We start from the raw sequence: 26,112 nt of genomic DNA, 5'->3' as shown, positions 1-26,112 counted from the left end.
TTAATTACCCATGGCTAAGAAATTAGTTAAACAAGTAAAACTACAAATTGAAGCCGCTAAAGCTACTCCAGCACCACCAGTTGGTCCTGCACTAGGTCAAGCAGGTGTTAACATCGTTGCTTTCACAAAAGAATTCAACGAACGTACTGCTAAACAAGCTGGCTTAATTATCCCAGTAGTTATTAACGTATATGAAGATCGTAGCTTCGACTTCATCACTAAGACTCCACCAGCTGCAGTATTATTGAAAAAAGCTGCAGGTATCCCAAAAGGTTCTGGTGTACCTAACCGTGATAAAGTAGCAAAAGTAGGTCGCGATAAAGTTCGTGAAATTGCTGAATTGAAAATGCCTGACTTGAATGCTAATACCGTAGAACAAGGTATGCGCATGGTAGAAGGTACTGCTCGCAGCATGGGCATTGAAATCGTTGACTAATAAGCGTACGACTTGCGCATAAGCGCAAATCGGTGGGAGGGAATTCCCGTTTGACCACATAAGGAGGATATTATAATGGCAAAAGTAGGTAAGAAATACGCTGAGGCAGTAAAACTTATTGAAGCTGGTAAGTTCTACGAACCAGTAGAAGCAATCGAGTTGGTTAAGAAAACTGCAACTGCAAATTTCGATGAAACAGTTGAAATCGCTTTCAACTTGAATGTCGACCCTAAATACGCTGATCAACAAGTTCGTGGTGCAGTAGTATTGCCTCATGGTACTGGCAAAACTAAACGCGTTCTTGTATTCGCAAAAGGCGACAATATTAAAGCAGCTGAAGAAGCTGGTGCAGATTTCGTAGGTTCTGAAGAGTTAGTAGCTAAAATCCAAGGTGGTTGGAGCGACTTCGACGTAGTAGTTGCTACACCAGACATGATGGGTCAAGTTGGCCGTCTTGGTAAAATCTTGGGTCCTAAAGGCTTGATGCCAAACCCTAAAGTTGGTACAGTAACTCCAGACGTTGCTCGTGCAGTAAACGAAATCAAAGCTGGTAAAATCGAATACCGTACTGATAAAGCAGGTATTATTTCTTGCTCCATCGGTAAAGCGTCCTTCGATGAAGAAAAATTACTTGACAACTACCGTACAATCGTTGATACTATTATCAAGGCTAAACCTGTAGCAGCTAAAGGTCAATACATTAAATCTGTAACCTTGTCCGCTACAATGGGCCCTGGTGTGCCTTTGAACGTGTTCAAATTGAGCAACGTTACGAAAGAGCAATAATCACATATGTCTCTTAGCTGTAGACGGCTGGTATGTATAATGGATGAAAATCCGCCCGCTGAGGCTGACACTAGAACAATCTAGGACTAGTTCGACCTCATCGCGTGCGATGGGGTCGTTTTTTACGCTAAGATAGTACATAGAGCACCAAAAAATCTACAAGGAGGTAATCTAATGGCTGTCACTGAACAAAAGAAAGCAATCGTTGCTCAAATGAAAGAAACTCTTTCTGAAGCAAAAGGCGCTGTATTGATTGGTTACTCTGGTTTGACTGTTGCGCAAGCAACTGATCTTCGCCGCAAAATGTTGGCTGAAGGTGTTGAATACAAAGTAATCAAAAATACTTTGACTCGCATTGCTGCAAATGAATTGAATCTTGAAGGTTTCGCTGAGCATTTGGAAGGTCCAACTGCATTGGCTACTTCTAAAGAAGATGCTGTTGCACCTGCGCGTGTAATTGAACAATTCATCAAAACTACTGAGAAAGAAGTTGTAACAGTTAAAGCTGGTATCGTTGAAGGCGAAGTTATGGACGCTGCAGGCGTTAAAGCAATTGCATCTCTTCCAAACCGCGAAGGTATGCTTTCCATGTTGCTTTCCGTATTGCAAGCACCTGTTCGCAACGTTGCATACGCTGTCAAAGCTGTTGCAGAAGCTCAACCTGCAGAAGCTGCAGAATAATAATTTCTGCGCATTATCAATTGGTCGCTTAAGACTGATACAATAAACTATTTTATGGAGGAAAACTAAAATGGCATTGAACATTGAAAACATCGTTGCTGAATTGAAAGAAGCAACTATTCTTGAACTTAATGATCTTGTAAAAGCAATTGAAGAAGAATTTGGCGTAACTGCAGCAGCTCCTGTAGCTGTAGCAGCTGCTGGTGGTGCTGAAGGCGGCGCTGCTAAAGATTCCTTCGACGTAATCTTGAAAGATGCTGGCGCATCCAAAATCAACGTAATCAAAGTTGTTCGTGAAGCAACTGGTCTTGGCTTGAAAGAAGCTAAAGCTATCGTTGACGGCGCTCCTGCACCTGTAAAAGAAGGCGTAGCTACTGAAGCAGCTGAAGCTTTGAAAGCTCAATTGGAAGAAGCTGGCGCAACTGTAGAATTGAAATAATTCTAGCCATAATAAAAGGCGTACCCTCGGGTACGCCTTTTTTGTTATTGTCTTTAGACTGGTTCGCGACGTAGTCGCGAATCATTAAACCACCCGCTATGCGGGTGCGGCAACGAAAGTTATACAAAAAAATCACCTTGCTTAAGTATAATGTAGGTGTTCAAGCCGCATTATATGCAAAAGAAAGGTGATTTTATATGGCAACAAAGACACAGAGCCTTGCGCACACAAAATGGTTATGCAAATACCACATAGTATTTACACCTAAGTATAGACGTAAAGTTATATATAATCAATACAGAAATAGTTTACGTGAAATACTGAGACGTTTGTGTGAATATAAGGGCGTCAAGATTATAGAGGGGGAGCTTATGGCAGATCATGTGCATATGCTAGTATTAATCCCACCTAAAATATCAGTTTCATCTTTTATGGGATATCTAAAGGGTAAAAGTGCACTAATGATGTTCGATAAACACGCAAACTTAAAGTATAAATTTGGAAATAGACACTTTTGGTCCGAGGGATATTATGTAAGTACGGTAGGTTTAAATGAAGCTACCGTAAAAAAATATATACGTGAGCAAGAGTTACATGACCAGATGAAAGATAAACTTAGTGTAAAAGAATATGAGGACCCTTTTAAGGGTAGCAAGTAATACATATCCCCTTTAAGGGGAGCGTTACGAGTCAATGGCTATGCGGCTTGAACGTAGTGAAAGCCAGCGCCTTTAGACGCTGGCCTAGTACTACGGGCTTATAGCCCGTGAGCAAACCACCCGTTTTACGGGTGGTTCTGATTTAGTTACTGAATTTGATAAATTCTAGCTGATCCATTTTTACCAATTTCTGTGGCCATTATATTTGTTGGAGAATTAGTAAATTCTTTACTATATTTGTTCGGTACAATAATGAGAGCACCTTTTTCTGCAGATACTCTTCTGTCAAATTCCTCCAGTGTTATGGTTGGCATTAATGTTTTTCCTGCTGTCCATAGGGGGTTATCTGTAGTATGTACAAATACTTGTGTTGGTGTATTTTCGGTATAATACAAAATCGATGTATAGTATGTACCATATATATAAGTATGCTGTGTATTAGATTTAATATATGGTTTGAATTGAAGGCCTGATTGGTCATATAAAATAGGAGTTACCGTTATCGTAATAGCCGTATATAAAATGATTAACGGTGTAGCTAAACCTATAGATAATGGTAACTTCTTGTTTCTATACTGTTTTGCTAATAGTGTAAATAATACTATTGTGATTAATGCAATGATTAGTGGTATTGGATTTAATTCAGGTGTTGCAATGCTGGCTACTAGGAATAAGATTGTATATATGCCTAATGGAATCGTTACAATATATTTAAAACTACTACTCTTGTTATGGCAGCTAGTTGTGATAGCTTCAGCGCCCCAGATAAGACATGGGATTATTGCTGGTAACGTATAGGTTATATACTTTGTGGCCACTAGTGAATAGAATAATACAATTACTACAAACCAGATGGCGCCGAGAAGATAAAAATTATTTTTCCATGTAATGTTTTTGAGTCGGTAAATAACGGCTGGTGTCCATGGTAATAGAGCAAGAGGGACAATGATTAGGTAATAATACCAAACATTGAATTTTGGATGCTCAGATACAAGTGCTCGCTCCATGTTGTGAAGCCCTAGGAAACCAGATATGAATTCTTGACCGTGAATCGAGTACATAGCGATGTACCATGGACTGGCAAGAACTATAAATAAGAGAATTCCCAAAGGATTAAATAATAATGTAATATCCTTAGCAAGTGAGTAATCATCCTTATCTTTTTTGGTGAACCATCGTGCAGCAATGAATAGTAATAGTATTAATCCAGGAAGAACAATACCAACGGGCCCTTTAGTTACGACCGCTAAGGCTGCTGCCCCATAGGCTTTCACCATGGAATGTTTATCGTTCTTGGTGAAAGCTAGATAAGAATAGCCGAAGATGGCTAGTGAAAAGAAGAATAGGAAGCCGTCTGTTATGACTGCGTGAGAAATGTACCAGAACTGTAAGGCACCAAACAAAAGTATGGCACTCGTAATTGCTATATGCGTGGACTCTTTAATGCGATACACAAGATGGTACATAAACGCAACACTGCCACCAGCAATAAGTGTATTGGGTATGCGCGATGTAAAGTCAGATATGCCAAATAGTTTATAGCTTATCATGAGAGCCCAATAGGTGAGGGGCGGTTTATCATACCAAACTTGGTCATATATCATGGGGGATATCCATGAGTTATGTTTTAACATTGTAATAGCAGATAAAACATAGTTGGATTCTACCGGATCTGTTATGGGGAGATAGGCGTTATAGAAACCGTAACTCAGTACGGTCAATAAAAAAAGCGCACCTATGCGCAGCATGTGATTGTTAATCATAGTGACTCCTTACTTACATAGTTTATATTATTGTACTATAGGGCGTGTAATAATTAAACCGATGAAAGTTAAAGATAGATCTTTTACAATACAGAAACAGTTATAAAAAGAATTATTTATGACATAATATATTGTATAGAATATTGTTTGTACAGAATATATGAAATGACTTTTATGTATACAAAATACATGCTATAATGAGCGCGTAAGATAAAACCGTTTCATTGAAATACTATTTTGTATAAAAATGGTAGAAAGAGGATTTATTATGAGAAAAGAACATGATTTTCTAGGTGAATTAGAAGTAGCTGATGAATTATATTACGGTGTACAAACAATTCGTGCATTAGAAAACTTCCATATTACAGGCAAACATTTGGACCAAGACTTTATTAAAGCGTTGGCGATGGTTAAAAAAGCATCTGCGTTAGCGAATATGAAAACTGGTCGCTTAAATGTATCTATTGGTAAAGCTATCGTACAAGCTGCAGACGAAGTAATTGAAGGTAAATTTGCTGATCAATTCCCTGTTGATCCAATTCAAGGTGGTGCAGGTACTTCTGTAAATATGAATATGAACGAAGTATTGGCTAACCGGGCATGTGAAATTTTAGGTCATCCAAAAGGAAGTTATGATATTGTAAGCCCTAACAACCATTGTAATATGGCACAATCTACAAATGATGCTTTCCCAACAGCTATCAAGGTATGTGCGATCTTAAAATCTAAACCTTTACTTGAAGCATTACAACGCCTTGTTGACGAGCTTGAGAAAAAGGCTGATGAATATAGCGAAATTTTGAAGATGGGGCGTACTCACTTACAAGATGCGGTGCCAATTACATTAGGTCAAGAAATGGGTGCTTATGCATCCGGTGTTCGCCGCGGTATTAAACGTATTAAATCTGCCGTTGAAGGTGCACATGTAATTAACATGGGTGCTACTGCAGTTGGTACAGGTCTTAATGCGGAACCTAATTATATTCATGATGTAGCATACGAACTTAGTGAAGTAGTAGGCGAACCATTCTACACTGCGGAAAACTTAATTGATGCTACAAACAATACAGATATCTTTGCAGATATCTCCAGTGGTTTGAAAGTAACAGCTCTTGTATTGATTAAAATGGCTAACGACTTCCGCTTGATGGCATCCGGTCCTCGTTGTGGTATTGGGGAATTAAAATTGCCTGCTCGCCAACCTGGTTCTTCCATCATGCCAGGCAAGGTTAATCCTGTTATCGCCGAAGTATTGAACCAAGTATGTTACCAAGTTATCGGTAATGACTTAACCATTACATTGGCTGTAGAAAATGGTCAATTCGAATTGAACGTAATGGAACCTGTATTGGCTTACAATTTGTTCAATAATCTTTGCTACCTCAAAAACGGCGTAAATACATTCGTTGATAAATTACTCGTGGATCTTGAAGTGGATCGTGAACAATGCGAATACTGGTTGAATCGTTCCGTTGGTATCGTAACAGCATTGTTGCCACATCTTGGCTATGAAACAGCATCTTCTCTTGCGAAAGAAGCGTATACTACTGGTCGTGCTATCCGTGATATCATCTTGGAAAAAGGTTTATTGACTGAAGATGAAATCAATCATATCCTTTCTCCTAAAGAAATGACTCGTCCTGGTATTGCTGGTGCTAATCTTTTAAAACAAAAAGGCAACTAACATAGTCAGTTGTTTTAATACATGAATAAAGCATGAAAATGAAAGACTGTCAACCCTTTTGGTTGACAGTCTTTTTTAATACTGATAGAATTATATATTGCAAAAGTAGCGTTTCCTGCTTTTGGATATAAAAACTATAACTTGAATAGTGATGAGGTTTTCTTCCAAGGTTGTGCTTGGTTAATGGAAAGCAAGGTTATTTTTAAAAATGAAATGGGCCTTGCTTTATTTGACGTTATCCGAGCAGGAAAACTGAGACCTGTAAGATGTCTTTTCCGTGCCGTTATAGAAAATGGTAGACCAGTGTGTTTTGATAGGGGTGAAAGCAAATATGTTCAAACCTGAACAGGTAGGCAAACGAACTCGTTATACGTACGCTAAAATTAACGAAGTTATCAAGATGCCGCATTTATTGGACATTCAGCGTAAATCGTATGAGTGGTTCTTGGAGAGTGGTTTACAAAATATTTTCAACGATATTTCTCCGATTAAAGACAATTCAGGTAATCTAGTACTTTCTTTCGAAGGTTTCAGCTTAGGTGAACCTAAGTATGATATTAATGAATGTAAAAACCGTGATGCTACTTATGCAGCACCACTTCGTGTAAATGTTCGCTTGGTAAATAATGATCCAGAAAATATGGACATTAAAGAACAAGAAGTATTCATGGGCGATTTCCCATTGATGACTGATACAGGTACTTTCATCATCAATGGTGCAGAACGTGTTATCGTATCCCAATTGGTACGTTCTCCAGGCGTTTACTACAATAAAGAAATCGATACAATGGGTAACCGTTTGTACGATTCCACAGTTATTCCTAACCGTGGCGCATGGATTGAGCTTGAAACTGATGCAAGCGAAGTTGTTGCTGTTCGTATTGACCGTAACCGTAAATTACCAGCTACTGTATTGGTACGTGCATTAGGTTGGGATACTAATGAAAGCATCCTTGACCTCTTCTGGAATGGTAAAACTGATGAAGATGGTTTACCAGTATATGATGAACGCATCGTTCGTACATTAGAAAAAGATACAACTCAATCTGCTGATGAAGCATTGGTTGAAATCTATAAAAAATTACGTCCAGGCGAGCCTCCTACTGTAGAGTCCGCTCGTAACTTGTTCGATAACTTGTTCTTCGATGCACGTCGTTATGACTTGGCGCGCGTTGGTCGTTACAAATTGAACAAAAAACTTGGCTGGCGTCAACGTATGTTGGGTCAAACATTGGCACAACCTATCGTAGATCCAGAGACTGGCGAAATTATCCTTGATGCAGGTGTACAAGTTGGGGAAGAACAACTTGATATCGTTGCTAATAGCCATGTATTCGATGGCGAAGGTTTCGCTGAATTCTACATCGTAAATAACGATGGTGTAGAGTCCAAAGTTATCTGTAATAACTGCAACTTGCCATATGATCACCGTACAGTCACAAGAGAAGACATGATCGCTAACATCTCTTACTTGCTCAACCTTATGGATGGCGCAGGTCATACAGATGATATCGACCACTTGGGTAACCGTCGTCTTCGTTGCGTAGGTGAATTGTTGCAAAACCAATTCCGTATTGGTTTAACTCGTATGGAACGTGTTGTTCGTGAACGTATGACAATTCAAGAAATCGAATCTATCACGCCTCAAGCGTTGATTAATATTCGTCCTGTAGTGGCAGCAATCAAAGAATTCTTTGGTTCTTCCCAATTGTCTCAGTTCATGGACCAAACAAACCCATTAGCAGAATTGACTCACAAACGTCGTCTATCTGCCCTTGGCCCTGGTGGTTTATCTCGTGAGCGTGCAGGCTTCGAAGTTCGTGACGTGCATCACTCTCACTATGGCCGCATGTGTCCAATCGAAACTCCAGAAGGTCCAAACATCGGTTTGATCAACTCCTTGTCTAACTATGCGAAAGTAAATGAATTTGGTTTCATTGAAGCTCCATACCGTAAGGTTGAAAAAATCTATGGTACAGGTGAAGATGCAGACAAAGTTATCAAGGTTCGTGTATCTGATTCCGTTGTATATATGACAGCTGATGAAGAAGAAGGCATGACAATTGCCCAAGCGAACTCTCCAATCGATGCTGAAGGTTACTTTACTAATGAACACGTAGCTTGTCGTCGTGGTCATGATGTATTAGAAGTTACACCTGATAAGGTTGACTACATGGACGTTAGTCCAAAAGAAGTTGTATCCATCGGTACAGCCATGATTCCATTCCTTGAAAATGACGATGCTAACCGTGCCTTGATGGGTGCGAACATGCAACGTCAAGCGGTACCACTTTTGCGTGCGCAAGCTCCACTTGTTGGTACAGGTATGGAATATACAGCAGCTACTGACTCCGGTGTTTGCGTACTTGCCCGTGAAGCTGGTAAAGTTGTACGTTGCTGGGGTAATGAAATCCACGTTCTTCGCGATAGCGATGGTCGTGTTGATGTATACCGTATGAATAAATTCCTTCGTTCTAACCAATCCACATGCTTTAACCAAAAACCAATCGTTAATCGTGGCGACCATGTTGTAAAAGGTCAAGTGTTGGCTGATGGTCCTGCTACTGATGGCGGCGAATTGGCATTAGGTTACAACGTTCTTGTAGCGTTCATGCCTTGGGAAGGTTATAACTACGAAGATGCGATCTTGCTTAGTGAAGAACTTTGCAAAGAAGATATCTACACATCCATTCATATTGAAGAATACGAATGTGATGCGCGCGACACTAAATTAGGTGCTGAAGAAATTACTCGTGAATTGCCTAATACTGGTGACGACACTCTTAAAAACTTAGATGAAGAAGGTATTATCTGCATTGGTGCAGAAGTACACCCTGGCGATATCCTCGTAGGTAAAGCTACACCAAAAGGCGAAACTGAACTTACTCCAGAAGAACGTTTATTGCGCGCTATCTTTGGCGACAAAGAACGTGAAGTTCGCGACACATCCTTGCGCGTACCTCATGGCGAATCTGGTAAAGTAGTAGACGTTAAAGTCTTCACTCGTGAAAACGGCGACGAATTACAACCAGGTGTAAATAAACTTGTTCGCGTATACATCGCTCAAAAACGTAAGATTCATGAAGGCGATAAAATGGCGGGCCGTCATGGTAACAAAGGTGTCGTTTCTCGCGTTATGAGAAAAGAAGATATGCCATTCCTTCCAGATGGTACTCCAGTACAAATCGTATTGAACCCATTGGGCGTACCTTCTCGTATGAACATCGGTCAGGTTCTTGAAACTCACTTGGGTTGGGCTGTTCAAGGCTTAGGTATGAAAATCAAAGCTACAGATCTTCACATTCAAAATGTATTGAAAGAAGCTCGTACTGATGCATCTTATTGGGAACAAATTGACGCTATTCGCGGCTTATATGCTGAAATTGAAGAATTAGAAGCAAAAGCTAAAGAAGATGTGACTGTTCCTCATTTCGACATCGATGAAAAAATCATCGACTTGAAATCTCAAATTCTTGGTCATGTAGAATCTGCAGCGCAAAAGAAACTTGAAGCTCTTGGCGGCGAAGCTCGTTATCAAGAACTTAAAGCTATTGAAGCTAAATACAATGCACTTCATGTAGAATTCTTTGACTCTGAAGAAGATGCTCCAGAAATGGATCCAGCTCTTGTAGAAGAATTAGAAGCTATTAATAAAGTTAAAACTACATTGAACCATATTGAATCTGCTCGTGCTAAACGCGTTGAAATTCGTCATGAACTCGAAGGCCTTGGTTACGATTATGAAACATATGGCATGCCAAAACCAGATGTAGCTGGTATTCACATTGCTACACCTGTATTTGATGGTGCGCATGAAAAAGACGTATTTGAAACATTAGGCATTGCTGGTCGTTCCGATGATGGTAAAACAGTATTGTACGATGGTCGTACTGGTGAACCTATGGATAACCGTGTAACTGTTGGTTACGTATACATGCTTAAACTCCATCACTTGGTTGATGATAAAATCCATGCTCGTTCCACAGGTCCGTACTCCCTTGTTACACAACAACCATTGGGCGGTAAAGCTCAATTCGGTGGTCAACGTTTCGGGGAAATGGAAGTTTGGGCTCTCGAAGCATATGGCGCAGCTTATACACTTCAAGAGCTATTAACTGTTAAGTCTGACGACGTTGTTGGTCGTGTGAAAGCATACGAAAAAATCGTTAAAGGCGAAAACATCCCTGAACCAGGTGTACCTGAGTCCTTCAAGGTATTGCTCAAAGAACTTCAAAGTATTGGTCTTGATGTAAAAATCTTGAATGAAGATCAAGAAGAAGTTGTTATGAAAGAACTTGATGACGAAGATGAAGTGGTAGAAACTGGCATTGAAGAAGTTATGGAAGGCAGTGCAGTAGAAACTGATGAAGTAACTGTAGTAGAGCCAGAAGTAGAGGAAGAAGCACCAGCTGATAACGGCGGTGAAGACGATATCCTTAGCCAATTGGCATTCCCAATGGGCGATTCCTCTAACGATGAAGACTAAAACTATCTATAAGGAAGGGAGCGATAGTAGTGCTAGACGTAAATGAATTCGATTCCATGCGAATCGGTTTAGCCTCTCCAGAGCAGATCTTAGCTTGGTCTCATGGGGAAGTTAAGAAACCTGAAACTATTAACTACCGTACGTTGAAGCCAGAACGTGATGGTCTATTCTGCGAACGCATTTTTGGACCAACAAAGGACTGGGAATGTCACTGCGGCAAATATAAACGCATTCGCCATAAAGGCGTAGTCTGCGATAAATGTGGTGTAGAGGTTACACGTGCAAAAGTACGTCGTGAACGTATGGGCCATATCCAATTGGCTACTCCTGTATCTCACATTTGGTACTTTAAAGGTATCCCATCTCGCATGGGCCTTATCCTTGATGTATCCCCACGTTCCTTGGAACGCGTATTATACTTTGCTTCCTACATCGTAGTAGATCCAGCTGGTACTCCATTGGCAAAACGCCAATTGTTGTCCGAGCAAGAGTACCGCGAATATGAAGCTCAGTTTAACGAAGACGGTTATACTATCGGTGGTAAATCCGTCGTAATCGAAACAGTAGCTCAACGTAACGAACGTTTAGCTATCGTTCGTGAAGCACAACGCAAAGAGCGCTATAATGCTGCTCTTCGCGATGATGCAACAATCCCAGAAGCAGATAAAGAATACGAAGAACTAACTCGTGAAGAGCGTTATGAATTAGGCGCTGCTGAAGAAGTTCTCTTCGCATGTATCGACATGGGTGCTGAGGCTGTAAAAGCTCTTTTAGCAGAACTTGATCTTGAAGCATTGAATGCTGAATTGCGCGAAGAATTGAACACTGCAAGTGGTCAACGTAAAATTCGTGCGGTTCGTCGTTTAGAAGTGGTAGAAGCATTCCGTCAATCTGGCAATCGCCCAGAATGGATGATTATGGATGTTGTTCCTGTTATCCCACCTGAATTGCGCCCTATGGTTCAATTAGATGGTGGTCGTTTCGCTACATCTGACCTCAATGATTTGTACCGTCGTGTTATCAACCGTAACAACCGTTTGAAACGTTTGTTAGATTTAGGTGCTCCTGATATCATTGTGCGCAACGAAAAACGTATGCTTCAAGAAGCTGTTGACGCATTGATTGATAATGGTCGCCGTGGCCGTCCTGTAACAGGTCCTGGTAATCGTCCATTAAAATCTTTGTCCGATATGCTTAAAGGTAAACAAGGTCGTTTCCGTCAAAACTTGCTTGGTAAACGTGTTGACTACTCCGGTCGTTCCGTTATCGTAGTAGGTCCTGAACTTAAAATGCACCAATGTGGTTTGCCTAAAGAAATGGCATTGGAATTGTTCAAACCTTTCGTTATGAAACGTTTGGTAGAGCGTGGTCAAGCATCCAACATTAAGGCTGCTAAACGCCAAGTAGAAAGAATCGGTCTTGGTGTATGGGAAGCCTTGGAAGAGGTAATCAAAGAACATCCAGTTCTCTTGAACCGTGCCCCTACATTGCATAGACTTGGTATCCAAGCCTTCGAACCAATCCTTTGGGAAGGCCGTGCTATCAAATTGCATCCATTAGTATGTACAGCCTTCAACGCCGACTTTGACGGTGACCAAATGGCATGTCACTTACCATTGTCCGTAGAAGCACAAGCGGAAGCTCGTACATTGATGCTTTCTAGCCATAATATCTTGTCCACTAAGGACGGTAAGCCAGTAGCAGTACCATCTCAAGATATGATCTTGGGTACATACTACTTAACAGTTGTACGTGAAGATACTCGTGATAAAGCAAAAACATTTGCTACTTATGATGAAGTAATGCTTGCATACGAATCTCATATTATTGGCTTGCAAGATATTCTTTATATCCGTTTACCTGACCATGGCCGTGTAGAAACAACGGCAGGTCGCTTGATCTTCAACAATGCACTATTCCCAGAATTGTGGCAATATGAAAAACGTGAAGATGGCACTTACTCTTTAGGTAAGGTTATGGATAAGAAAACAGTTGGTAAATTGGTTGACCAATGCTTCCAATTGTTTGGCAATGAAAAGACTGCAGAACTCTTGGACCGTATTAAATCCTTGGGTTACTCCTTCGCACGTCGCGCAGGTATGACTGTAGCTATTGCAGATATTAAAGTACCAGAAGTAAAAACTGGCTTGTTAGACACAGCGGAACAAGAAGTAGAAAAAGTATCTCGCTTGTATCGTCGTGGTCTTATTACAGAAGAAGAACGTTACCGTAAAACTATCCAATTGTGGACTCAAGCAACAGAAGATGTTACTGATGCCATGATGGATAATATGGCGCGCGATAAAGATGGCTTCAACCCTGTTTACATGATGGCTATCTCTGGTGCCCGTGGTAACAAACAACAGATCCGTCAGCTTGCTGGTATGCGTGGTTTGATGGCCGATCCATCTGGTCGTATCATCGACTTGCCAATCAAAGCAAACTTTAAAGAAGGCTTGACTGTATTGGATTACTTTACATCCTCTCATGGTGCTCGTAAAGGTTTGGCCGATACAGCGCTTCGTACAGCTGACTCCGGTTACTTGACTCGTCGTCTTGTTGACGTATCTCAAGACGTTATCGTTCGCGAGGACGATTGTGACGTTGTAGGTATCGATCTCGTTCGTGAACGCGCTCGTTTGGCTACATCTCCACGTCAAGCATTGGAATTGTTGAAAGATAAACTTATTGGTCGTGTATTAGATAAAGATGTTGTGAATGTAGAAACAGGGGAACTTGTTGTACCTTCCGAAACTATCTTAGACGAACAATGTTTAGCTGATATTGCTGAATCCGGTGTAACATCTATCGCATTGCGCGGTGTACATTTAGGTTCTGACAGCGATATCAACCATACTAACTTGGTTCAAAAAATTATTCTTGGTGAAAGCGATGACAGCATCCGTGCAACATTAAAAGAAACTATGGTTCAAAATATGTTGAATAAGGACACTGTACATGCTATCGTTGACAGCGAAGGTGTAGAAATCTTCCCTGCTGATACACGTCTCACTGAAGAAGGCATCGAAGCTATCCTTAACTCCGATGTAAAAGAAGTACAAGTACGCAACAACGAAATCCACGGTATCGAAGTGGAGGCAATCGTTGAGGGTACTGGCGTTATTGAACCATTAAAAGATCGTATCGTAGGTCGTATTGCAGCTGAAGAATTGGTTAATAAAGAAACTGGCGAAGTTATCGTTCCTCTTAACGGTGAAATCACAGAACCATTGGCTGATGAAGTTGTAAAACACTATGAAACAGTTAAAATCCGTTCCGTATTGACTTGCCGCAGCCCTTATGGCGTATGTCGCAAGTGCTATGGTCGCGACCTTGGTACAGGTGGTCAAGTTCAAGTTGGTGAAGCTGTAGGTATTATTGCAGCGCAATCCATCGGTGAACCTGGTACTCAGTTGACAATGCGTACATTCCATACAGGTGGTGTCGCAGGTGACGATATTACACAAGGTTTGCCACGTGTCGAAGAATTGTTCGAAGCGCGTAAACCAAAACGTAATGCTATCATCGCAGAAAATGAAGGTACAGTTCGCGTTGTACCTAACGAAGGTAAAAAAGGTACTAATACAATCTTCATCACTGGTGAAGACGGTATTGAACTTGATTACCTCATCCCTTACGGTTCTCGCATTATCGTTAAAGACGGTGATGTTGTATCCTTAGGCGCACGTTTGACAGAAGGTTCTATTAACCCTCATGACATTATGCGTGTAATGGGTACAGAAGCAACTCAACGTTACCTCGTTTACGAAGTACAAAAAGTATATAAATCTCAAGGTGTAGAAATTAACGATAAACATATCGAAGTTATCGTTCGTCAAATGCTTCATAAAGTAAAAGTTGAAACAGCTGGCGATGCAGATATGCTTCCAGGGGATATGGTCGACGTTAATACCTTTGACGAAGAAAACCGTCGTCTTACTCTTAATGGCCGTGAAAATGCTACAGGCAAACGTACATTGTTGGGTATTACTAAAGCTGCATTGGCTACGGATTCCTTCTTGTCTGCTGCGTCCTTCCAAGAAACAACACGTGTTCTTACAGATGCCGCTATCAAAGGTAAAATCGATCCATTATTGGGCTTAAAAGAAAACGTAATCATCGGTAAATTGATCCCTGCTGGTACTGGCATGAGCCGTTACCGTAAGATTGAGGTTGTTAAAAACACACCTGAAATCATCGATATTACAGAAGAAGCTGCTGTAGAAGAATAATCTATTGCAATAGAAGAGAGCGTGCCTTAGGGCACGCTCTTTTTTTATAGATACTAAATTTCTCTGTTAAGATGTAATTGTCAGAAAGAATAAATAAACCTATTCGTTTAATAATATAGATATATTGAATATGGTTAATAAAATTGAACTAAAAAATGACTATTTATTTTTCAGTTATATCAATTATGCATACATGAAATGTAATTAATTAAAATAATATGAAAATCATGTATAAAAATGAGAATAAAATAGCTGTTTTTGCATAAAAATTACATATATTGTTATATGATTCGCCATTATGAAACGCACGGAAACGTGTACACATAAAATGCAGTTGTATAGCGGTGTGAAGCGTCGAAAAACGTTTGACATGTGATTGTGTAATTGGTATACTTACATAGTGCTCAGGGGCAAGTATGCCTAAGTAGCATAATTTCGTAAGGAGAATTTTACTATGGACATTGCCCATCTGAAGTCGATGAACAAAACAATCGGTGCCAAGCAAACGTTGAAAAACATTGCACGAGGGACTGTGAAGTATGTGTTCGTAGGACATGATAGTGATGAAAGTGTAGTTGGACCTATACGAAATGCTTGTGCTGAACAGGGAATACCTGTGAATGACAAGCACACTATGGATGACCTTGGTCGTGCGTGTCGCATTAAGGTGCGGGCCACAGCGGTAGGTATCCTACGTTAATCTTGGTAATATCCGATGTAACACTTTGTTATGACGGATCAATTATAAATCTCAAATTTGGAAAGGAGGTGCCCAAATGCCAACAATTAATCAGCTAGTACGCAAAGGTCGCATGAGCTTGACTAAAAAATCTACAGCTCCAGCACTTCAAGAATCTCCACAAAAACGTGGTGTATGTACTCGTGTGTACACAGCTACTCCAAAGAAACCAAACTCCGCGCTTCGTAAAGTTGCCCGTGTACGTTTGACAAACGCTATTGAAGTAACTGCTTACATCCCAGGCATTGGTCACAATTTACAAGAACACAGTGTTGTACTTATCAGAGGCGGTCGTGTAAAAGACCTTCCAGGTGTGCGTTATCACATCGTTCGTGGTGCATTGGATACAGCTGGCGTACAAAACCGTATGCAAAGTCGTTCCAAATACGGCGCGAAAAAAGCTAAAAAATAATTTTAGCCATTAAACGAAACTAACACACATCATTATAAAGGAGGAATTGAACATGCCAAGAAAAGGCCCTGTTCCGAAACGTGATGTACTTCCAGATCCGGTGTACAACAGCAAATTAGTAACACGTTTCATTAACAAAGTTATGTACGATGGCAAAAAAGGCATTGCTGAAACTATCGTATATGATGCATTCGAAATTATTCGTTCCAAAATGGGTCAAGACCCAATGGAAGTTTTTGATCAAGCATTGAAAAATGTTATGCCTGTACTTGAAGTACGTGCTCGCCGTATCGGTGGTGCGAACTACCAAGTGCCAGTTGAAGTTCGTGCTGATCGCCGTCAAACACTCGGTATTCGCTGGGTTGTAAACTATGCTCGTCTTCGTGGTGAACGCACTATGAAAGAACGCTTAGCAGGCGAATTGATGGACGCTTTCAACAATGCAGGCGCTGCAATCAAGAAAAAAGAAGATACTCATAAAATGGCAGAAGCTAATAAAGCATTTGCTCATTATCGTTGGTAATAAGAGGTGACAACTGTGGCAAGAGAGTTTTCCCTAGCAAAAACTCGTAATATCGGTATCATGGCTCACATCGATGCTGGTAAAACAACAACTACAGAACGTATCCTCTACTATACAGGTATTGTTCACAAAATCGGCGAAGTACATGAAGGTGCTGCTACGATGGACTGGATGGCGCAAGAACAAGAACGTGGTATCACAATCACTTCTGCTGCGACAACATGTCACTGGAAAGATCATCGTATCAACATCATCGATACTCCTGGTCACGTTGACTTTACTGTAGAAGTAGAACGTTCTCTACGTGTACTTGACGGTTCTGTTGCGGTATTCAGTGCTAAAGGCGGCGTTGAACCACAATCCGAAACAGTATGGCGTCAAGCTTCTAACTACGGCGTACCTCGTATCGCTTATGTAAATAAGATGGATACTGTAGGTGCTGACTTCTTCAACGTAGTTGATATGATGAAATCCCGTTTGGGTGCAAATTCCGTAGCTATTCAAGTGCCAATCGGCGCTGAAGATACTTTCGAAGGCATCATCGATTTGATGACTATGAAAGCGGAAATTTACAAATCCGATGACGGTAAAGAATATGAAATCACTGATATCCCAGCAGAATATCAAGAAGTAGCTGAAGCTCGTCGCGAAATGATGATCGATGCTATCGCTGAAACTGATGACGATATTATGATGAAATATTTGGAAGGTGAAGAAATCTCCATTGAAGAATTGAAAACAGCATTGCGTAAAGCAGTTATTGCTAACCAATTGTTCCCAGTTCTTTGTGGTTCTTCCTACAAAAACAAAGGTGTACAAATGTTATTGGATGCTGTTGTAGATTACATGCCAGCTCCTATCGACATTCCAGCTATTAAAGGTGTCGTTCCTGGTACTGAAGAAGAAACTACTCGTCCTTCTTCCGATGATGAACCATTCTCCGCATTGGCATTCAAAATCATGGCTGACCCTTATGTTGGTAAATTAGCGTTCTTCCGTGTGTACTCCGGTACATTGGAATCCGGTTCCTACGTTTTCAACTCCACAAAAGGTAAGAAAGAACGTATCGGCCGTATTCTTCAAATGCACGCTAACACTCGTAAAGAAATCGACATGGTTTACGCTGGCGACATCGCTGCAGCTGTAGGCTTGAAAGATACTACTACTGGTGATACTCTTTGTGATGAAAAGAATCCTGTAATTCTTGAATCCATGGAATTCCCTGAACCAGTTATCTCCGTTGCTGTTGAACCTAAAACAAAAGCTGACCAAGAAAAAATGGGTACAGCTCTTGCTCGTTTGGCAGAAGAAGATCCTACTTTCAAAGTTCGTACTGATGAAGAAACAGGTCAAACTATTATCTCCGGTATGGGCGAACTTCACTTGGATATCATCGTTGACCGTATGAACCGTGAATTCAAAGTAGAATGTAACGTAGGTAAACCTCAAGTAGCTTATCGCGAAACTATCCGTAAAGCTGTTAAATCTGAAGGTAAATTCGTTCGTCAATCTGGTGGTCGTGGTCAATATGGTCACTGCTGGTTGGAATTAATTCCTCAAGAACCAGGTGCTGGCTTCGAATTTGAAAATAAGGTCGTAGGTGGTGCAATTCCTCGTGAATACATCGGACCTGTTGAAAATGGTGTTAAAGAAGCTATGGAATCCGGTGTTATCGCTGGTTATCCAATGGTTGACATCAAAGTTATCGTATTTGACGGCTCCTACCATGACGTTGACTCCAACGAAATGGCCTTCAAAATCGCTGGTTCCATGGGCTTTAAAGAAGGTGCTCGCAAAGCAGACCCTGCATTGCTTGAACCATACATGTCCGTAGAAGTAGACGTTCCTGAAGAATACATGGGCGACGTTATCGGTGACTTGAACTCCCGTCGTGGTCGCATGGACGGCATGGAAGCTCGTAATGGTAACCAACATATCAAAGCATATGTTCCATTGAGCGAAATGTTCGGTTACGCAACTGACCTTCGTTCCAAAACTCAAGGTCGCGGTAACTACTCCATGACATTCGATCATTACGAAGAAGTTCCTAAGAAAATTGCTGAAGAAATTCAAGCAAAGAAAAACGGTTAATCTTACATTAGATTAATAGAATTACTATTTTCCTCGGAGGATAATTTAAAATGGCTAAAGAAAAATTTGAACGTACGAAACCGCATGTTAACATCGGTACAATCGGTCACGTTGACCATGGTAAAACTACTTTGACTGCTGCAATCACTAAAGTATTGGCTGAAAAAGGCCAAGCTGATTTCCAAGATTACAGCATGATCGATAAAGCTCCAGAAGAACGTGAACGCGGTATCACAATCAACACTGCACACGTTGAATACGAAACTGAAAACCGTCACTATGCACACGTTGACTGCCCAGGCCATGCTGACTATGTTAAAAACATGATCACTGGTGCGGCTCAAATGGACGGCGCTATCTTGGTATGTTCCGCAGCTGACGGCCCTATGCCTCAAACTCGCGAACACATCTTGTTGGCTCGCCAAGTTGGTGTTCCTGCAATCGTAGTATTCTTGAACAAAGCTGACATGGTTGACGACGAAGAATTGATCGAATTAGTAGAAATGGAAGTTCGTGAACTTCTTTCCTCCTACGAATTCCCTGGCGACGAAGTACCTATCGTTGTAGGTTCCGCTTTGAAAGCTTTGGAAGGCGACGCTCAATATGTAGCTAAAATCGACGAATTGATGGCAGCTGTAGACTCCTACATCCCAACTCCAGTTCGTGATACTGACAAACCTTTCTTGATGCCTGTGGAAGACGTATTCACAATCACTGGTCGTGGTACAGTAGCAACTGGCCGTGTTGAACGTGGTCAAGTAAACGTAGGCGACACAGTAGAAGTTGTAGGCTTGAAAGAAAAAGCTGAACAATACGTAGTAACTGGTCTTGAAATGTTCCGTAAAACTTTGGATTCTGCAGTAGCAGGTGATAACGTTGGTGCATTGCTTCGTGGTGTAGACCGCAAAGACATCGAACGTGGTCAAGTATTGGCTAAACCAGGTTCCATCAAACCACACACAAAATTCAAAGCAGAAGTATACGTATTGACTAAAGAAGAAGGTGGCCGTCATACTCCATTCTTCTCCAACTACCGTCCACAATTCTACTTCCGTACAACAGACGTAACAGGTGTTGTAAACCTTCCTGAAGGTGTAGAAATGTGTATGCCTGGCGATAACGTAACAATGGATATCGAATTGATCACTCCAATCGCTATCGAAGAAGGTCTTCGTTTCGCGATCCGCGAAGGTGGCCATACAGTAGGCGCTGGCGTTGTAACTGAAATCGAAGGTTAATTTAACCTTTTATGCTCATCGTAGTGATGCGTTGAGCACAATACATGCAGCATTCAGAGCGGCAGTAATGCCGCTCTAGTGTTGTGTTTTTAAACTATGAAGTAGAAGGTTGCCTCTGCGGAGGAGAATTTCTATGGAGCAGCCCATTCATGAAATGGACGACAGGAGGAATTATTAATAATGGCTAAACAGCAAAAAATCCGTATTCGCCTTAAGGCATACGACCACAAAGCTCTCGATCAAAGCGCTGCTAAGATCGTAGACACTGCAAAAAGAAATGGCGCTATGGTATCTGGTCCGATTCCATTGCCAACAGAAAAGAATATCTTCACAATTCTTCGTTCTGTACACGTAAACAAAGATTCTCGTGAACAATTCGAAATGCGTACACATAAACGCTTAATCGATATTCTTGAACCAAATTCGAAAACAGTAGATGCTATCACTCGTTTAGATTTACCAGCTGGTGTATCTATTGAAATAAAACTATAAGGAGGTGCGATAATGTCTAAAGCTATTTTGGGTAAAAAATTAGGAATGACTCAAGTCTTCACAGCTGAAGGCCAATTAGTTCCTGTAACAGTAGTGGAAACTACCCCAAGCGTTGTAGTGCGCGTTAAGACTGTTGAAACAGACGGCTACGAAGCAGTACAAATTGGTTACGGTTCCATTAAAGAAAAACATTTAACAAAACCTGTAAAAGGTCAGTTCGACAAAGCTGGCGTAGCTCCAGTTAAATATCTTCGCGAAGTTCGCGTAGCTAATGCAGCTGACTACACAGTAGGCCAAACTCTGGCAGCTGATATCTTCGCAGAAGGTGAATTGGTGGACGTAGTGGGTACAGGTAAAGGTAAGGGTTTTGCTGGCACAATTAAACGCCATAACTTCTCCCGTGGTCCTGAAACTCATGGTTCTAAATCTCACCGTGAACCTGGTTCCATCGGTCCTATGATCTCCGGTGGCGGCGGTAAGGTATACAAAGGTAAAAAACTCCCTGGACAAATGGGTGGTTACAGAGTTACCGTACAACGCTTATCCGTTGTGAAAGTTGATGCTGAACGTAACCTTTTATTGGTTAAAGGTGGTATCCCAGGCGCTAAAGGTAGCTTGGTTATGGTTCGCAACACGGTTAAACCTGTTAAATAATCATTTGTCGAAAGGAGGATTATGTAATGCCTACAGTAGCAACATATAATCAATCCGGCGTTAAAGTCGGTGAAATACAGTTAAACGATGCAGTATTCGGCGTTGAAGTTAACGAAGCCGTAATGCATCAAGCCGTAGTTCGTCAATTGTCTAACGAACGTCTCGGCACACATGCAACAAAAACTAGAGGTATGGTTCGTGGCGGTGGCCGCAAACCTTGGAAACAAAAAGGTACTGGTCGTGCACGTTCCGGTTCCAGCCGTTCCCCAATCTGGATTGGTGGCGGTACTACATTTGGTCCACAACCTCGCAGCTATTACAAAGCTATGCCTCGTAAGGCTAGACGTTTAGCAGTTAAATCTGCTCTTAGCGATAAAGTGAATAATAGCGAATTATACGTTTTGGAAGAAATCACATTAGCAGCTCCTAAAACTAAAGAAGTATTGAATATTATCAATAGCTTCAATGTTGGTGATGCAAAAGTATTGTTCATCACTGAAGGTGATGTAAATGTTGAACGTTCCGCTCGCAATATCCAAGGTGTTAAAGCATTGGCTTGCGAAGGTATGAACATTTTCGATCTTCTTCATTACGATAAGCTCTTCATTACTAAAGGTGCTGTCGCAAAAATCGAGGAGGTACTTGGATAATGCAATTACATGATGTACTAATCCGCCCGGTTATTACCGAAAAATCCACTATGCTTATGGAAGAAGGCAAATATACTTTCCGTGTGCCTTTGACTGCAAATAAAGTGCAAATCCGTCAAGCAGTTGAAAAAATCTTCAATGTAAAAGTAGAAAAAGTAGCTACTATTCGTGTTTTAGGCAAAACTAAACGCATGGGTCGTACACAAGGTAAACGCAGCGATTACAAAAAAGCTATCGTTACTTTGAAAGCTGGCGAATCCATTGAATTCTTTGAAGGTGTCTAAGAGTCTAGTTGTAAGGAGGCCCACTAATGGCAATTAAATCATTTAAACCGTACTCCGCTGGTCGCCGGTTTATGACAGTATCCGCCTTCGACGAAATCACAGCAAGCAAACCAGAAAAATCTTTGCTAGCTAAGATTTCTCAAAAAGGTGGTCGTAACAATACTGGTAAAATGACAGTTCGTCACCAAGGTGGCGGTCATAAACGTCAATATCGTATTATTGACTTCAAACGTACTAAAGATAATATTCCAGCTAAAGTAGCAACAATCGAGTATGATCCTAACCGTTCTTCTCGTATCGCTTTGCTTAACTACGCTGATGGTGAAAAACGCTACATTTTAGCTCCTAACGGTCTAAAAGTTGGTGACGTTGTATTCTCCGGTCCTGAGTCCGATATTAAACCTGGTAACTGCTTACCATTGGCTAATATTCCAGACGGTACACAAATCCACAATATCGAATTGAAAATCGGTAAAGGTGGCCAAATCGTTCGTTCCGCTGGTACATCTGCTCAATTGATGGGTAAAGATAATGGCTATGCTATTCTTCGTTTACCATCTGGTGAAATGCGTCGTGTTCGTCAAGAGTGCCGTGCAACAGTAGGTGTTGTTGGTAACGCTGACCACAGCAACCTTGTAATTGGTAAAGCTGGTCGTCATCGTTGGATGGGCGTTCGCCCTGGCAACCGTGGTGTTGTAATGAACCCTTGTGACCATCCACATGGTGGTGGTGAAGGTAAATCTCCTGTTGGTCGTAAACATCCTGTTACACCTTGGGGCAAACCAGCACATGGTGTTAAAACTCGCGACAAGAAAAAAGCTTCTAACAGCTTAATCATTAAACGTCGTACAAAATAGGATAAAGGAAAGGAGATAAAATAGTGTCCAGATCTATTAAAAAAGGCCCTTTCGTAGCAGATCATTTGCTTAAGAAAGTTGAAGCTTTAAACGAAACTAACGAAAAGAAAGTTGTAAAAACCTGGTCCCGTGCCTCTACTATTATCCCAAGTTTTGTAGGCCACACAATTGCTGTGCATGATGGTCGCAAACATGTACCTGTATTCATTACAGAAGATATGGTAGGTCATAAATTAGGTGAGTTCGCTCCTACACGTACTTATAAAGGTCATGGTAAGGACGAAAAATCTACAGGCAAAAAATAGGAGGAAATAATACATGGAAGCAAAAGCAATCGCTAGACATATCCGAATCGCGCCTCGTAAAATCCGTATCGTTGCAGATTTAGTGCGCGGTAAAAACATCGGCGAAGCATTTGCCATCTTGAAGTTCACTCCGAAAGTTGGCGCTGATGTAGTAGAAAAAGTTATGCGTTCTGCAATCGCAAACGCTGAACATAATTTCGATATGAATGTTGACAATCTTTACGTATCCGAGATCTTCGTTGATCAAGGCCCTACATTAAAACGCATTCATCCTCGTTCCCGTGGTCAAGCTTTCAAAATTTTGAAACGCACTAGCCATGTAACAGTAGTAGTTAAAGAAAGAGCTTAAGAAGGAGGGAAACAGAGTGGGTCAAAAAGTTAATCCACACGGTTTGCGTGTCGGTATCGTAAAAGATTGGGACGCAAAATGGTATGCAGATAAAGATTTCGCTGCTAATCTTCATGAAGACGTAAAAATTCGTAACTTCTTGAAAGAAACCCTTTTCATTGCTGGTATTTCCCGCATTGAAATCGAGCGTACAAATAAACGTATTAAATTGACTATCCACACTGCAAAACCAGGTATGGTTATCGGTCGTGGTGGTGCTGGTATCGAAGATATCAAAAAAGCAATGACTCGTTTCACTGACAAACAAGTGGACGTTAACATCGCAGAAATTAAACAAGCAGACATGGATGCAATCTTGGTTGCAGAAAACATTGCTGGCCAATTGGAACGCCGTATTGGTTTCCGTCGTGCAATGAAACAAGCTGTAGGTCGTACAATGCGCTTAGGTGCAAAAGGTATTAAAATCATGGTAAGTGGTCGTCTTGGCGGCGCTGAAATCGCTCGTAGCGAATCCTACCGTGAAGGTTCTATTCCTTTGCATACACTTCGTGCAGACATCGACTACGGTACTGCTGAAGCTCATACAACATATGGTTGTATCGGCATTAAAGTATGGATTTACAAAGGTGAAGTTTTGCCAGAAGCGAAACAACCTGCTAAGAAGGAAGAAGGTGGCAAGTAATGCTTATTCCAAAGCGCGTAAAACATCGTAAGCAATTCCGCGGCCGTATGAAAGGTCGTGCTATGCGCGGTAATACAGTGTCTCATGGTGAGTTCGGCTTGGTAGCATGCGAACCATCTTGGATCACTAACCGTCAAATCGAAGCTGCCCGTATTGCTATGACTCGTTATATCAAACGTGGTGGTAAAGTATGGATTAAAATTTTCCCTGACAAACCAATCACAGCTAAACCAGCTGGTACTCGTATGGGTTCCGGTAAAGGTTCTCCTGAATACTGGGTAGCAGTAGTTAAACCAGGTCGTGTAATGTTTGAAATGGACGGTGTGCCAGAAGCTACAGCTCGTGAAGCTATGCGTCTTGCAAGCCATAAACTTCCAATCAAATGCAAATTTGTTGTTAAGGGTAAAGAATTGGGTGGTGACGTAAATGAAGGTTAATGACATTCGCAATATGAGCGCTGCCGAAATGGAACAAAAAGTTTCCGGTCTTAAGGAAGAGTTATTTAACCTCCGTTTTCAGCTTGCAACAGGTCAATTAGAAAATCCTATGCGCATTCGTGAAGTTAAGAAGACAATCGCTCGTATTAAAACTGTACAACGTGAAGTTGAACTTAAATCTGAAAACGCATAATAACAGATTTGTTAAAGGTTGAAAAGGAGGCTTAAAATCGTGGCAGAAGAAAGAAACGTACGTAAAGTCCGCGTAGGTAAAGTTGTTAGCGACAAAATGAATAAAACTGTTGTTGTTGCTGTAGAACGTAAAGTACCTCACGCATTATATAACAAGCCAATGGTTAGCACTAAACGCTTCAAAGCTCATGATGAAAACAATGAGTGTCAAATTGGCGATACAGTTAAAATTGTAGAAACTCGTCCACTTTCTAAAGATAAATGTTGGAGAGTTGTTGAAATTCTTGAAAGACAAAAATAAGAGTGATGTAAGGAGGAATAGACGATGATCCAGCAACAAACAATTTTGAATGTTGCCGACAACACTGGTGCAAAACGTATTATGTGTATCCAAGTCATGGGCGGTTCTTATCGCAAATTCGGCAATATCGGTGACGTAATCGTTGCTTCTGTAAAAGATGCATCACCCGGTGGCGTTGTCAAGAAAGGCGACGTAGTTAAAGCTGTTATTGTTCGTTCTAAAAAAGGTATCCGCCGTCAAGACGGTTCCTATATTCGTTTCGATGAAAACGCAGCAGTAGTTATTAAAGAAGATAAAACCCCTCGTGGTACTCGTATCTTCGGACCTGTAGCAAGAGAACTTCGTGAAAAAGATTTCATGAAAATTGTTTCCTTGGCTCCAGAAGTATTATAAGAAGGAGGAACGCAGCATATGGCTAAACTACAAATCAAAAAAGGCGATACAGTTGTTGTTATCTCCGGTAAAGATAAAGGTAAGCAAGGTACAGTAATTGCAACTGAACCTAAAAAAGAACGCGTATTTGTTGAAGGCGTTAACACTGTAAAACGTCACACAAAACCTTCTCAAGCTAACCCACAAGGTGGCATCATTACTAAAGAAGCTGGTATCCATGTTTCTAACGTAATGGTTGTTGACCCAGAAACTAAAACAGCTACTCGTATCAAAAAAGTTGAAGGCAAAGACGGTAAATTCGTTCGCGCTACAGTTAAATCTGGTACAGTACTTAAATAATCAGGAAA

Annotated in this window: 27 protein-coding genes; 26 read left to right on the top strand and 1 reads right to left on the bottom strand. The window is 41.1% G+C overall.

Annotation, left to right across the window (positions count from 1 at the left end; genetic code table 11):
• Positions 1 to 10: 10 nt before the first annotated feature.
• The 5 genes from rplK to tnpA all read left to right on the top strand — a co-directional run bounded on the left by rplK (position 11) and on the right by tnpA (position 3,001).
• Positions 11 to 436, top strand: coding sequence for a 50S ribosomal protein L11 (gene rplK / locus VEIS1202513_RS07615; protein ID WP_004693535.1), 426 nt, complete (start codon positions 11 to 13; stop codon positions 434 to 436).
• Between the two features lie 75 nt (positions 437 to 511).
• Positions 512 to 1,222, top strand: coding sequence for a 50S ribosomal protein L1 (rplA, locus tag VEIS1202513_RS07610; protein WP_005385473.1), 711 nt, complete (start codon positions 512 to 514; stop codon positions 1,220 to 1,222).
• Positions 1,223 to 1,396: 174 nt separating this feature from the next.
• Entirely contained in the window at positions 1,397 to 1,903 is a 507-nt protein-coding gene (gene rplJ, locus VEIS1202513_RS07605; protein WP_060924345.1) for a 50S ribosomal protein L10, read from the top strand.
• Positions 1,904 to 1,973: 70 nt separating this feature from the next.
• On the top strand, positions 1,974 to 2,342 hold the full coding sequence (gene rplL / locus VEIS1202513_RS07600; RefSeq protein WP_005385476.1) for a 50S ribosomal protein L7/L12: 369 nt from the start codon (positions 1,974 to 1,976) through the stop codon (positions 2,340 to 2,342).
• A 197-nt stretch (positions 2,343 to 2,539) separates the two neighbouring features.
• Positions 2,540 to 3,001 (top strand): IS200/IS605 family transposase, encoded by a 462-nt coding sequence (gene tnpA / locus VEIS1202513_RS07595; protein WP_005380067.1) that lies wholly within the window; start codon positions 2,540 to 2,542, stop codon positions 2,999 to 3,001.
• Between the two features lie 146 nt (positions 3,002 to 3,147).
• Here tnpA and VEIS1202513_RS07590 read toward each other — a convergent pair whose 3' ends face one another.
• On the bottom strand, positions 3,148 to 4,764 hold the full coding sequence (locus VEIS1202513_RS07590; RefSeq protein ID WP_213467213.1) for an ArnT family glycosyltransferase: 1,617 nt from the start codon (positions 4,762 to 4,764) through the stop codon (positions 3,148 to 3,150).
• A 268-nt stretch (positions 4,765 to 5,032) separates the two neighbouring features.
• Between VEIS1202513_RS07590 and VEIS1202513_RS07585 the strand changes: the two genes are divergently transcribed.
• The 21 genes from VEIS1202513_RS07585 (at position 5,033) to rplX (ending at position 26,104) form a co-directional block, all read left to right on the top strand.
• Positions 5,033 to 6,448 (top strand): aspartate ammonia-lyase, encoded by a 1,416-nt coding sequence (locus VEIS1202513_RS07585; protein ID WP_213467212.1) that lies wholly within the window; start codon positions 5,033 to 5,035, stop codon positions 6,446 to 6,448.
• Between the two features lie 331 nt (positions 6,449 to 6,779).
• Positions 6,780 to 10,934 (top strand): DNA-directed RNA polymerase subunit beta, encoded by a 4,155-nt coding sequence (gene rpoB, locus VEIS1202513_RS07580; protein ID WP_213467211.1) that lies wholly within the window; start codon positions 6,780 to 6,782, stop codon positions 10,932 to 10,934.
• A 29-nt stretch (positions 10,935 to 10,963) separates the two neighbouring features.
• On the top strand, positions 10,964 to 15,166 hold the full coding sequence (gene rpoC / locus VEIS1202513_RS07575; RefSeq protein WP_156720024.1) for a DNA-directed RNA polymerase subunit beta': 4,203 nt from the start codon (positions 10,964 to 10,966) through the stop codon (positions 15,164 to 15,166).
• A 454-nt stretch (positions 15,167 to 15,620) separates the two neighbouring features.
• Positions 15,621 to 15,866, top strand: coding sequence for a ribosomal L7Ae/L30e/S12e/Gadd45 family protein (locus tag VEIS1202513_RS07570; RefSeq protein WP_005385487.1), 246 nt, complete (start codon positions 15,621 to 15,623; stop codon positions 15,864 to 15,866).
• Positions 15,867 to 15,942: 76 nt separating this feature from the next.
• Positions 15,943 to 16,317, top strand: a complete 375-nt coding sequence (gene rpsL / locus VEIS1202513_RS07565; protein WP_004693554.1) for a 30S ribosomal protein S12 — start codon at positions 15,943 to 15,945, stop codon at positions 16,315 to 16,317.
• Positions 16,318 to 16,369: 52 nt separating this feature from the next.
• Complete coding sequence (gene rpsG / locus VEIS1202513_RS07560) at positions 16,370 to 16,840, top strand: 30S ribosomal protein S7 (protein ID WP_004693556.1); 471 nt, start codon at positions 16,370 to 16,372, stop codon at positions 16,838 to 16,840.
• A 15-nt stretch (positions 16,841 to 16,855) separates the two neighbouring features.
• Positions 16,856 to 18,931, top strand: a complete 2,076-nt coding sequence (gene fusA, locus VEIS1202513_RS07555; protein ID WP_005385490.1) for an elongation factor G — start codon at positions 16,856 to 16,858, stop codon at positions 18,929 to 18,931.
• A 50-nt stretch (positions 18,932 to 18,981) separates the two neighbouring features.
• A complete protein-coding gene (gene tuf, locus VEIS1202513_RS07550; RefSeq protein WP_105084932.1) occupies positions 18,982 to 20,169 on the top strand; it encodes an elongation factor Tu in 1,188 nt (395 codons plus the stop codon).
• Positions 20,170 to 20,349: 180 nt separating this feature from the next.
• Positions 20,350 to 20,661 (top strand): 30S ribosomal protein S10, encoded by a 312-nt coding sequence (rpsJ, locus tag VEIS1202513_RS07545; protein ID WP_004695100.1) that lies wholly within the window; start codon positions 20,350 to 20,352, stop codon positions 20,659 to 20,661.
• Positions 20,662 to 20,673: 12 nt separating this feature from the next.
• Positions 20,674 to 21,315: a 50S ribosomal protein L3 gene (gene rplC / locus VEIS1202513_RS07540; RefSeq protein ID WP_004695102.1), complete on the top strand. Its 642-nt coding sequence runs from the start codon at positions 20,674 to 20,676 to the stop codon at positions 21,313 to 21,315.
• Between the two features lie 26 nt (positions 21,316 to 21,341).
• Positions 21,342 to 21,965 (top strand): 50S ribosomal protein L4, encoded by a 624-nt coding sequence (rplD, locus tag VEIS1202513_RS07535; protein WP_005377066.1) that lies wholly within the window; start codon positions 21,342 to 21,344, stop codon positions 21,963 to 21,965.
• Positions 21,965 to 22,249 carry a 50S ribosomal protein L23 gene (gene rplW, locus VEIS1202513_RS07530; RefSeq protein WP_004695108.1) on the top strand — a complete coding sequence of 95 codons (285 nt, stop codon included), beginning with the start codon at positions 21,965 to 21,967 and terminating at the stop codon, positions 22,247 to 22,249. Before rplD ends, rplW begins: the two co-directional genes overlap by 1 nt.
• Positions 22,250 to 22,275: 26 nt before the next feature.
• On the top strand, positions 22,276 to 23,106 hold the full coding sequence (gene rplB / locus VEIS1202513_RS07525) for a 50S ribosomal protein L2 (protein ID WP_005385496.1): 831 nt from the start codon (positions 22,276 to 22,278) through the stop codon (positions 23,104 to 23,106).
• Between the two features lie 23 nt (positions 23,107 to 23,129).
• Positions 23,130 to 23,411 (top strand): 30S ribosomal protein S19, encoded by a 282-nt coding sequence (rpsS, locus tag VEIS1202513_RS07520; protein WP_005385498.1) that lies wholly within the window; start codon positions 23,130 to 23,132, stop codon positions 23,409 to 23,411.
• Between the two features lie 13 nt (positions 23,412 to 23,424).
• Positions 23,425 to 23,760 (top strand): 50S ribosomal protein L22, encoded by a 336-nt coding sequence (gene rplV, locus VEIS1202513_RS07515; RefSeq protein ID WP_004695112.1) that lies wholly within the window; start codon positions 23,425 to 23,427, stop codon positions 23,758 to 23,760.
• Positions 23,761 to 23,776: 16 nt separating this feature from the next.
• Positions 23,777 to 24,442 (top strand): 30S ribosomal protein S3, encoded by a 666-nt coding sequence (gene rpsC / locus VEIS1202513_RS07510; RefSeq protein ID WP_005385501.1) that lies wholly within the window; start codon positions 23,777 to 23,779, stop codon positions 24,440 to 24,442.
• Positions 24,442 to 24,879, top strand: a complete 438-nt coding sequence (gene rplP, locus VEIS1202513_RS07505; protein ID WP_004695114.1) for a 50S ribosomal protein L16 — start codon at positions 24,442 to 24,444, stop codon at positions 24,877 to 24,879. The genes rpsC and rplP overlap by 1 nt, the downstream gene beginning before the upstream one ends.
• Positions 24,869 to 25,072 (top strand): 50S ribosomal protein L29, encoded by a 204-nt coding sequence (gene rpmC, locus VEIS1202513_RS07500; RefSeq protein ID WP_004695115.1) that lies wholly within the window; start codon positions 24,869 to 24,871, stop codon positions 25,070 to 25,072. Before rplP ends, rpmC begins: the two co-directional genes overlap by 11 nt.
• Before the next feature lie 39 nt (positions 25,073 to 25,111).
• Positions 25,112 to 25,372 (top strand): 30S ribosomal protein S17, encoded by a 261-nt coding sequence (gene rpsQ, locus VEIS1202513_RS07495; protein WP_005385504.1) that lies wholly within the window; start codon positions 25,112 to 25,114, stop codon positions 25,370 to 25,372.
• A 24-nt stretch (positions 25,373 to 25,396) separates the two neighbouring features.
• On the top strand, positions 25,397 to 25,765 hold the full coding sequence (rplN, locus tag VEIS1202513_RS07490) for a 50S ribosomal protein L14 (RefSeq protein WP_005376994.1): 369 nt from the start codon (positions 25,397 to 25,399) through the stop codon (positions 25,763 to 25,765).
• Between the two features lie 18 nt (positions 25,766 to 25,783).
• Complete coding sequence (gene rplX, locus VEIS1202513_RS07485; RefSeq protein ID WP_213467210.1) at positions 25,784 to 26,104, top strand: 50S ribosomal protein L24; 321 nt, start codon at positions 25,784 to 25,786, stop codon at positions 26,102 to 26,104.
• The last annotated feature ends 8 nt before the right edge of the window (positions 26,105 to 26,112 follow it).

It is taken from the genome of Veillonella orientalis (assembly GCF_018406505.1).
Lineage (GTDB): Bacteria > Bacillota > Negativicutes > Veillonellales > Veillonellaceae > Veillonella > Veillonella nakazawae.
The sequence above is the reverse complement of the archived record's forward strand: the minus strand, read 5'-3'. Positions and strand labels throughout refer to the sequence as shown.

Bases quoted from the DNA above. Each gene is read 5' to 3' on its own strand.
- rplD (WP_005377066.1), top strand. From the start codon at position 21,342: ATGCCTACAGTAGCAACATATAATCAATCCGGCGTTAAAGTCGGTGAA.
- rplC (WP_004695102.1), top strand. From the start codon at position 20,674: ATGTCTAAAGCTATTTTGGGTAAAAAATTAGGAATGACTCAAGTCTTC.
- VEIS1202513_RS07570 (WP_005385487.1), top strand. From the start codon at position 15,621: ATGGACATTGCCCATCTGAAGTCGATGAACAAAACAATCGGTGCCAAG.
- rplX (WP_213467210.1), top strand. From the start codon at position 25,784: ATGGCTAAACTACAAATCAAAAAAGGCGATACAGTTGTTGTTATCTCC.
- rpsJ (WP_004695100.1), top strand. From the start codon at position 20,350: ATGGCTAAACAGCAAAAAATCCGTATTCGCCTTAAGGCATACGACCAC.
- rplA (WP_005385473.1), top strand. From the start codon at position 512: ATGGCAAAAGTAGGTAAGAAATACGCTGAGGCAGTAAAACTTATTGAA.
- rpsL (WP_004693554.1), top strand. From the start codon at position 15,943: ATGCCAACAATTAATCAGCTAGTACGCAAAGGTCGCATGAGCTTGACT.
- VEIS1202513_RS07585 (WP_213467212.1), top strand. From the start codon at position 5,033: ATGAGAAAAGAACATGATTTTCTAGGTGAATTAGAAGTAGCTGATGAA.
- rplP (WP_004695114.1), top strand. From the start codon at position 24,442: ATGCTTATTCCAAAGCGCGTAAAACATCGTAAGCAATTCCGCGGCCGT.
- rplN (WP_005376994.1), top strand. From the start codon at position 25,397: ATGATCCAGCAACAAACAATTTTGAATGTTGCCGACAACACTGGTGCA.
- rplJ (WP_060924345.1), top strand. From the start codon at position 1,397: ATGGCTGTCACTGAACAAAAGAAAGCAATCGTTGCTCAAATGAAAGAA.
- rplK (WP_004693535.1), top strand. From the start codon at position 11: ATGGCTAAGAAATTAGTTAAACAAGTAAAACTACAAATTGAAGCCGCT.
- VEIS1202513_RS07590 (WP_213467213.1), bottom strand. From the start codon at position 4,764: ATGATTAACAATCACATGCTGCGCATAGGTGCGCTTTTTTTATTGACC.
- rplL (WP_005385476.1), top strand. From the start codon at position 1,974: ATGGCATTGAACATTGAAAACATCGTTGCTGAATTGAAAGAAGCAACT.
- tnpA (WP_005380067.1), top strand. From the start codon at position 2,540: ATGGCAACAAAGACACAGAGCCTTGCGCACACAAAATGGTTATGCAAA.
- rplV (WP_004695112.1), top strand. From the start codon at position 23,425: ATGGAAGCAAAAGCAATCGCTAGACATATCCGAATCGCGCCTCGTAAA.
- rpsG (WP_004693556.1), top strand. From the start codon at position 16,370: ATGCCAAGAAAAGGCCCTGTTCCGAAACGTGATGTACTTCCAGATCCG.
- rplW (WP_004695108.1), top strand. From the start codon at position 21,965: ATGCAATTACATGATGTACTAATCCGCCCGGTTATTACCGAAAAATCC.
- tuf (WP_105084932.1), top strand. From the start codon at position 18,982: ATGGCTAAAGAAAAATTTGAACGTACGAAACCGCATGTTAACATCGGT.
- rpoB (WP_213467211.1), top strand. From the start codon at position 6,780: ATGTTCAAACCTGAACAGGTAGGCAAACGAACTCGTTATACGTACGCT.
- rpmC (WP_004695115.1), top strand. From the start codon at position 24,869: ATGAAGGTTAATGACATTCGCAATATGAGCGCTGCCGAAATGGAACAA.
- rplB (WP_005385496.1), top strand. From the start codon at position 22,276: ATGGCAATTAAATCATTTAAACCGTACTCCGCTGGTCGCCGGTTTATG.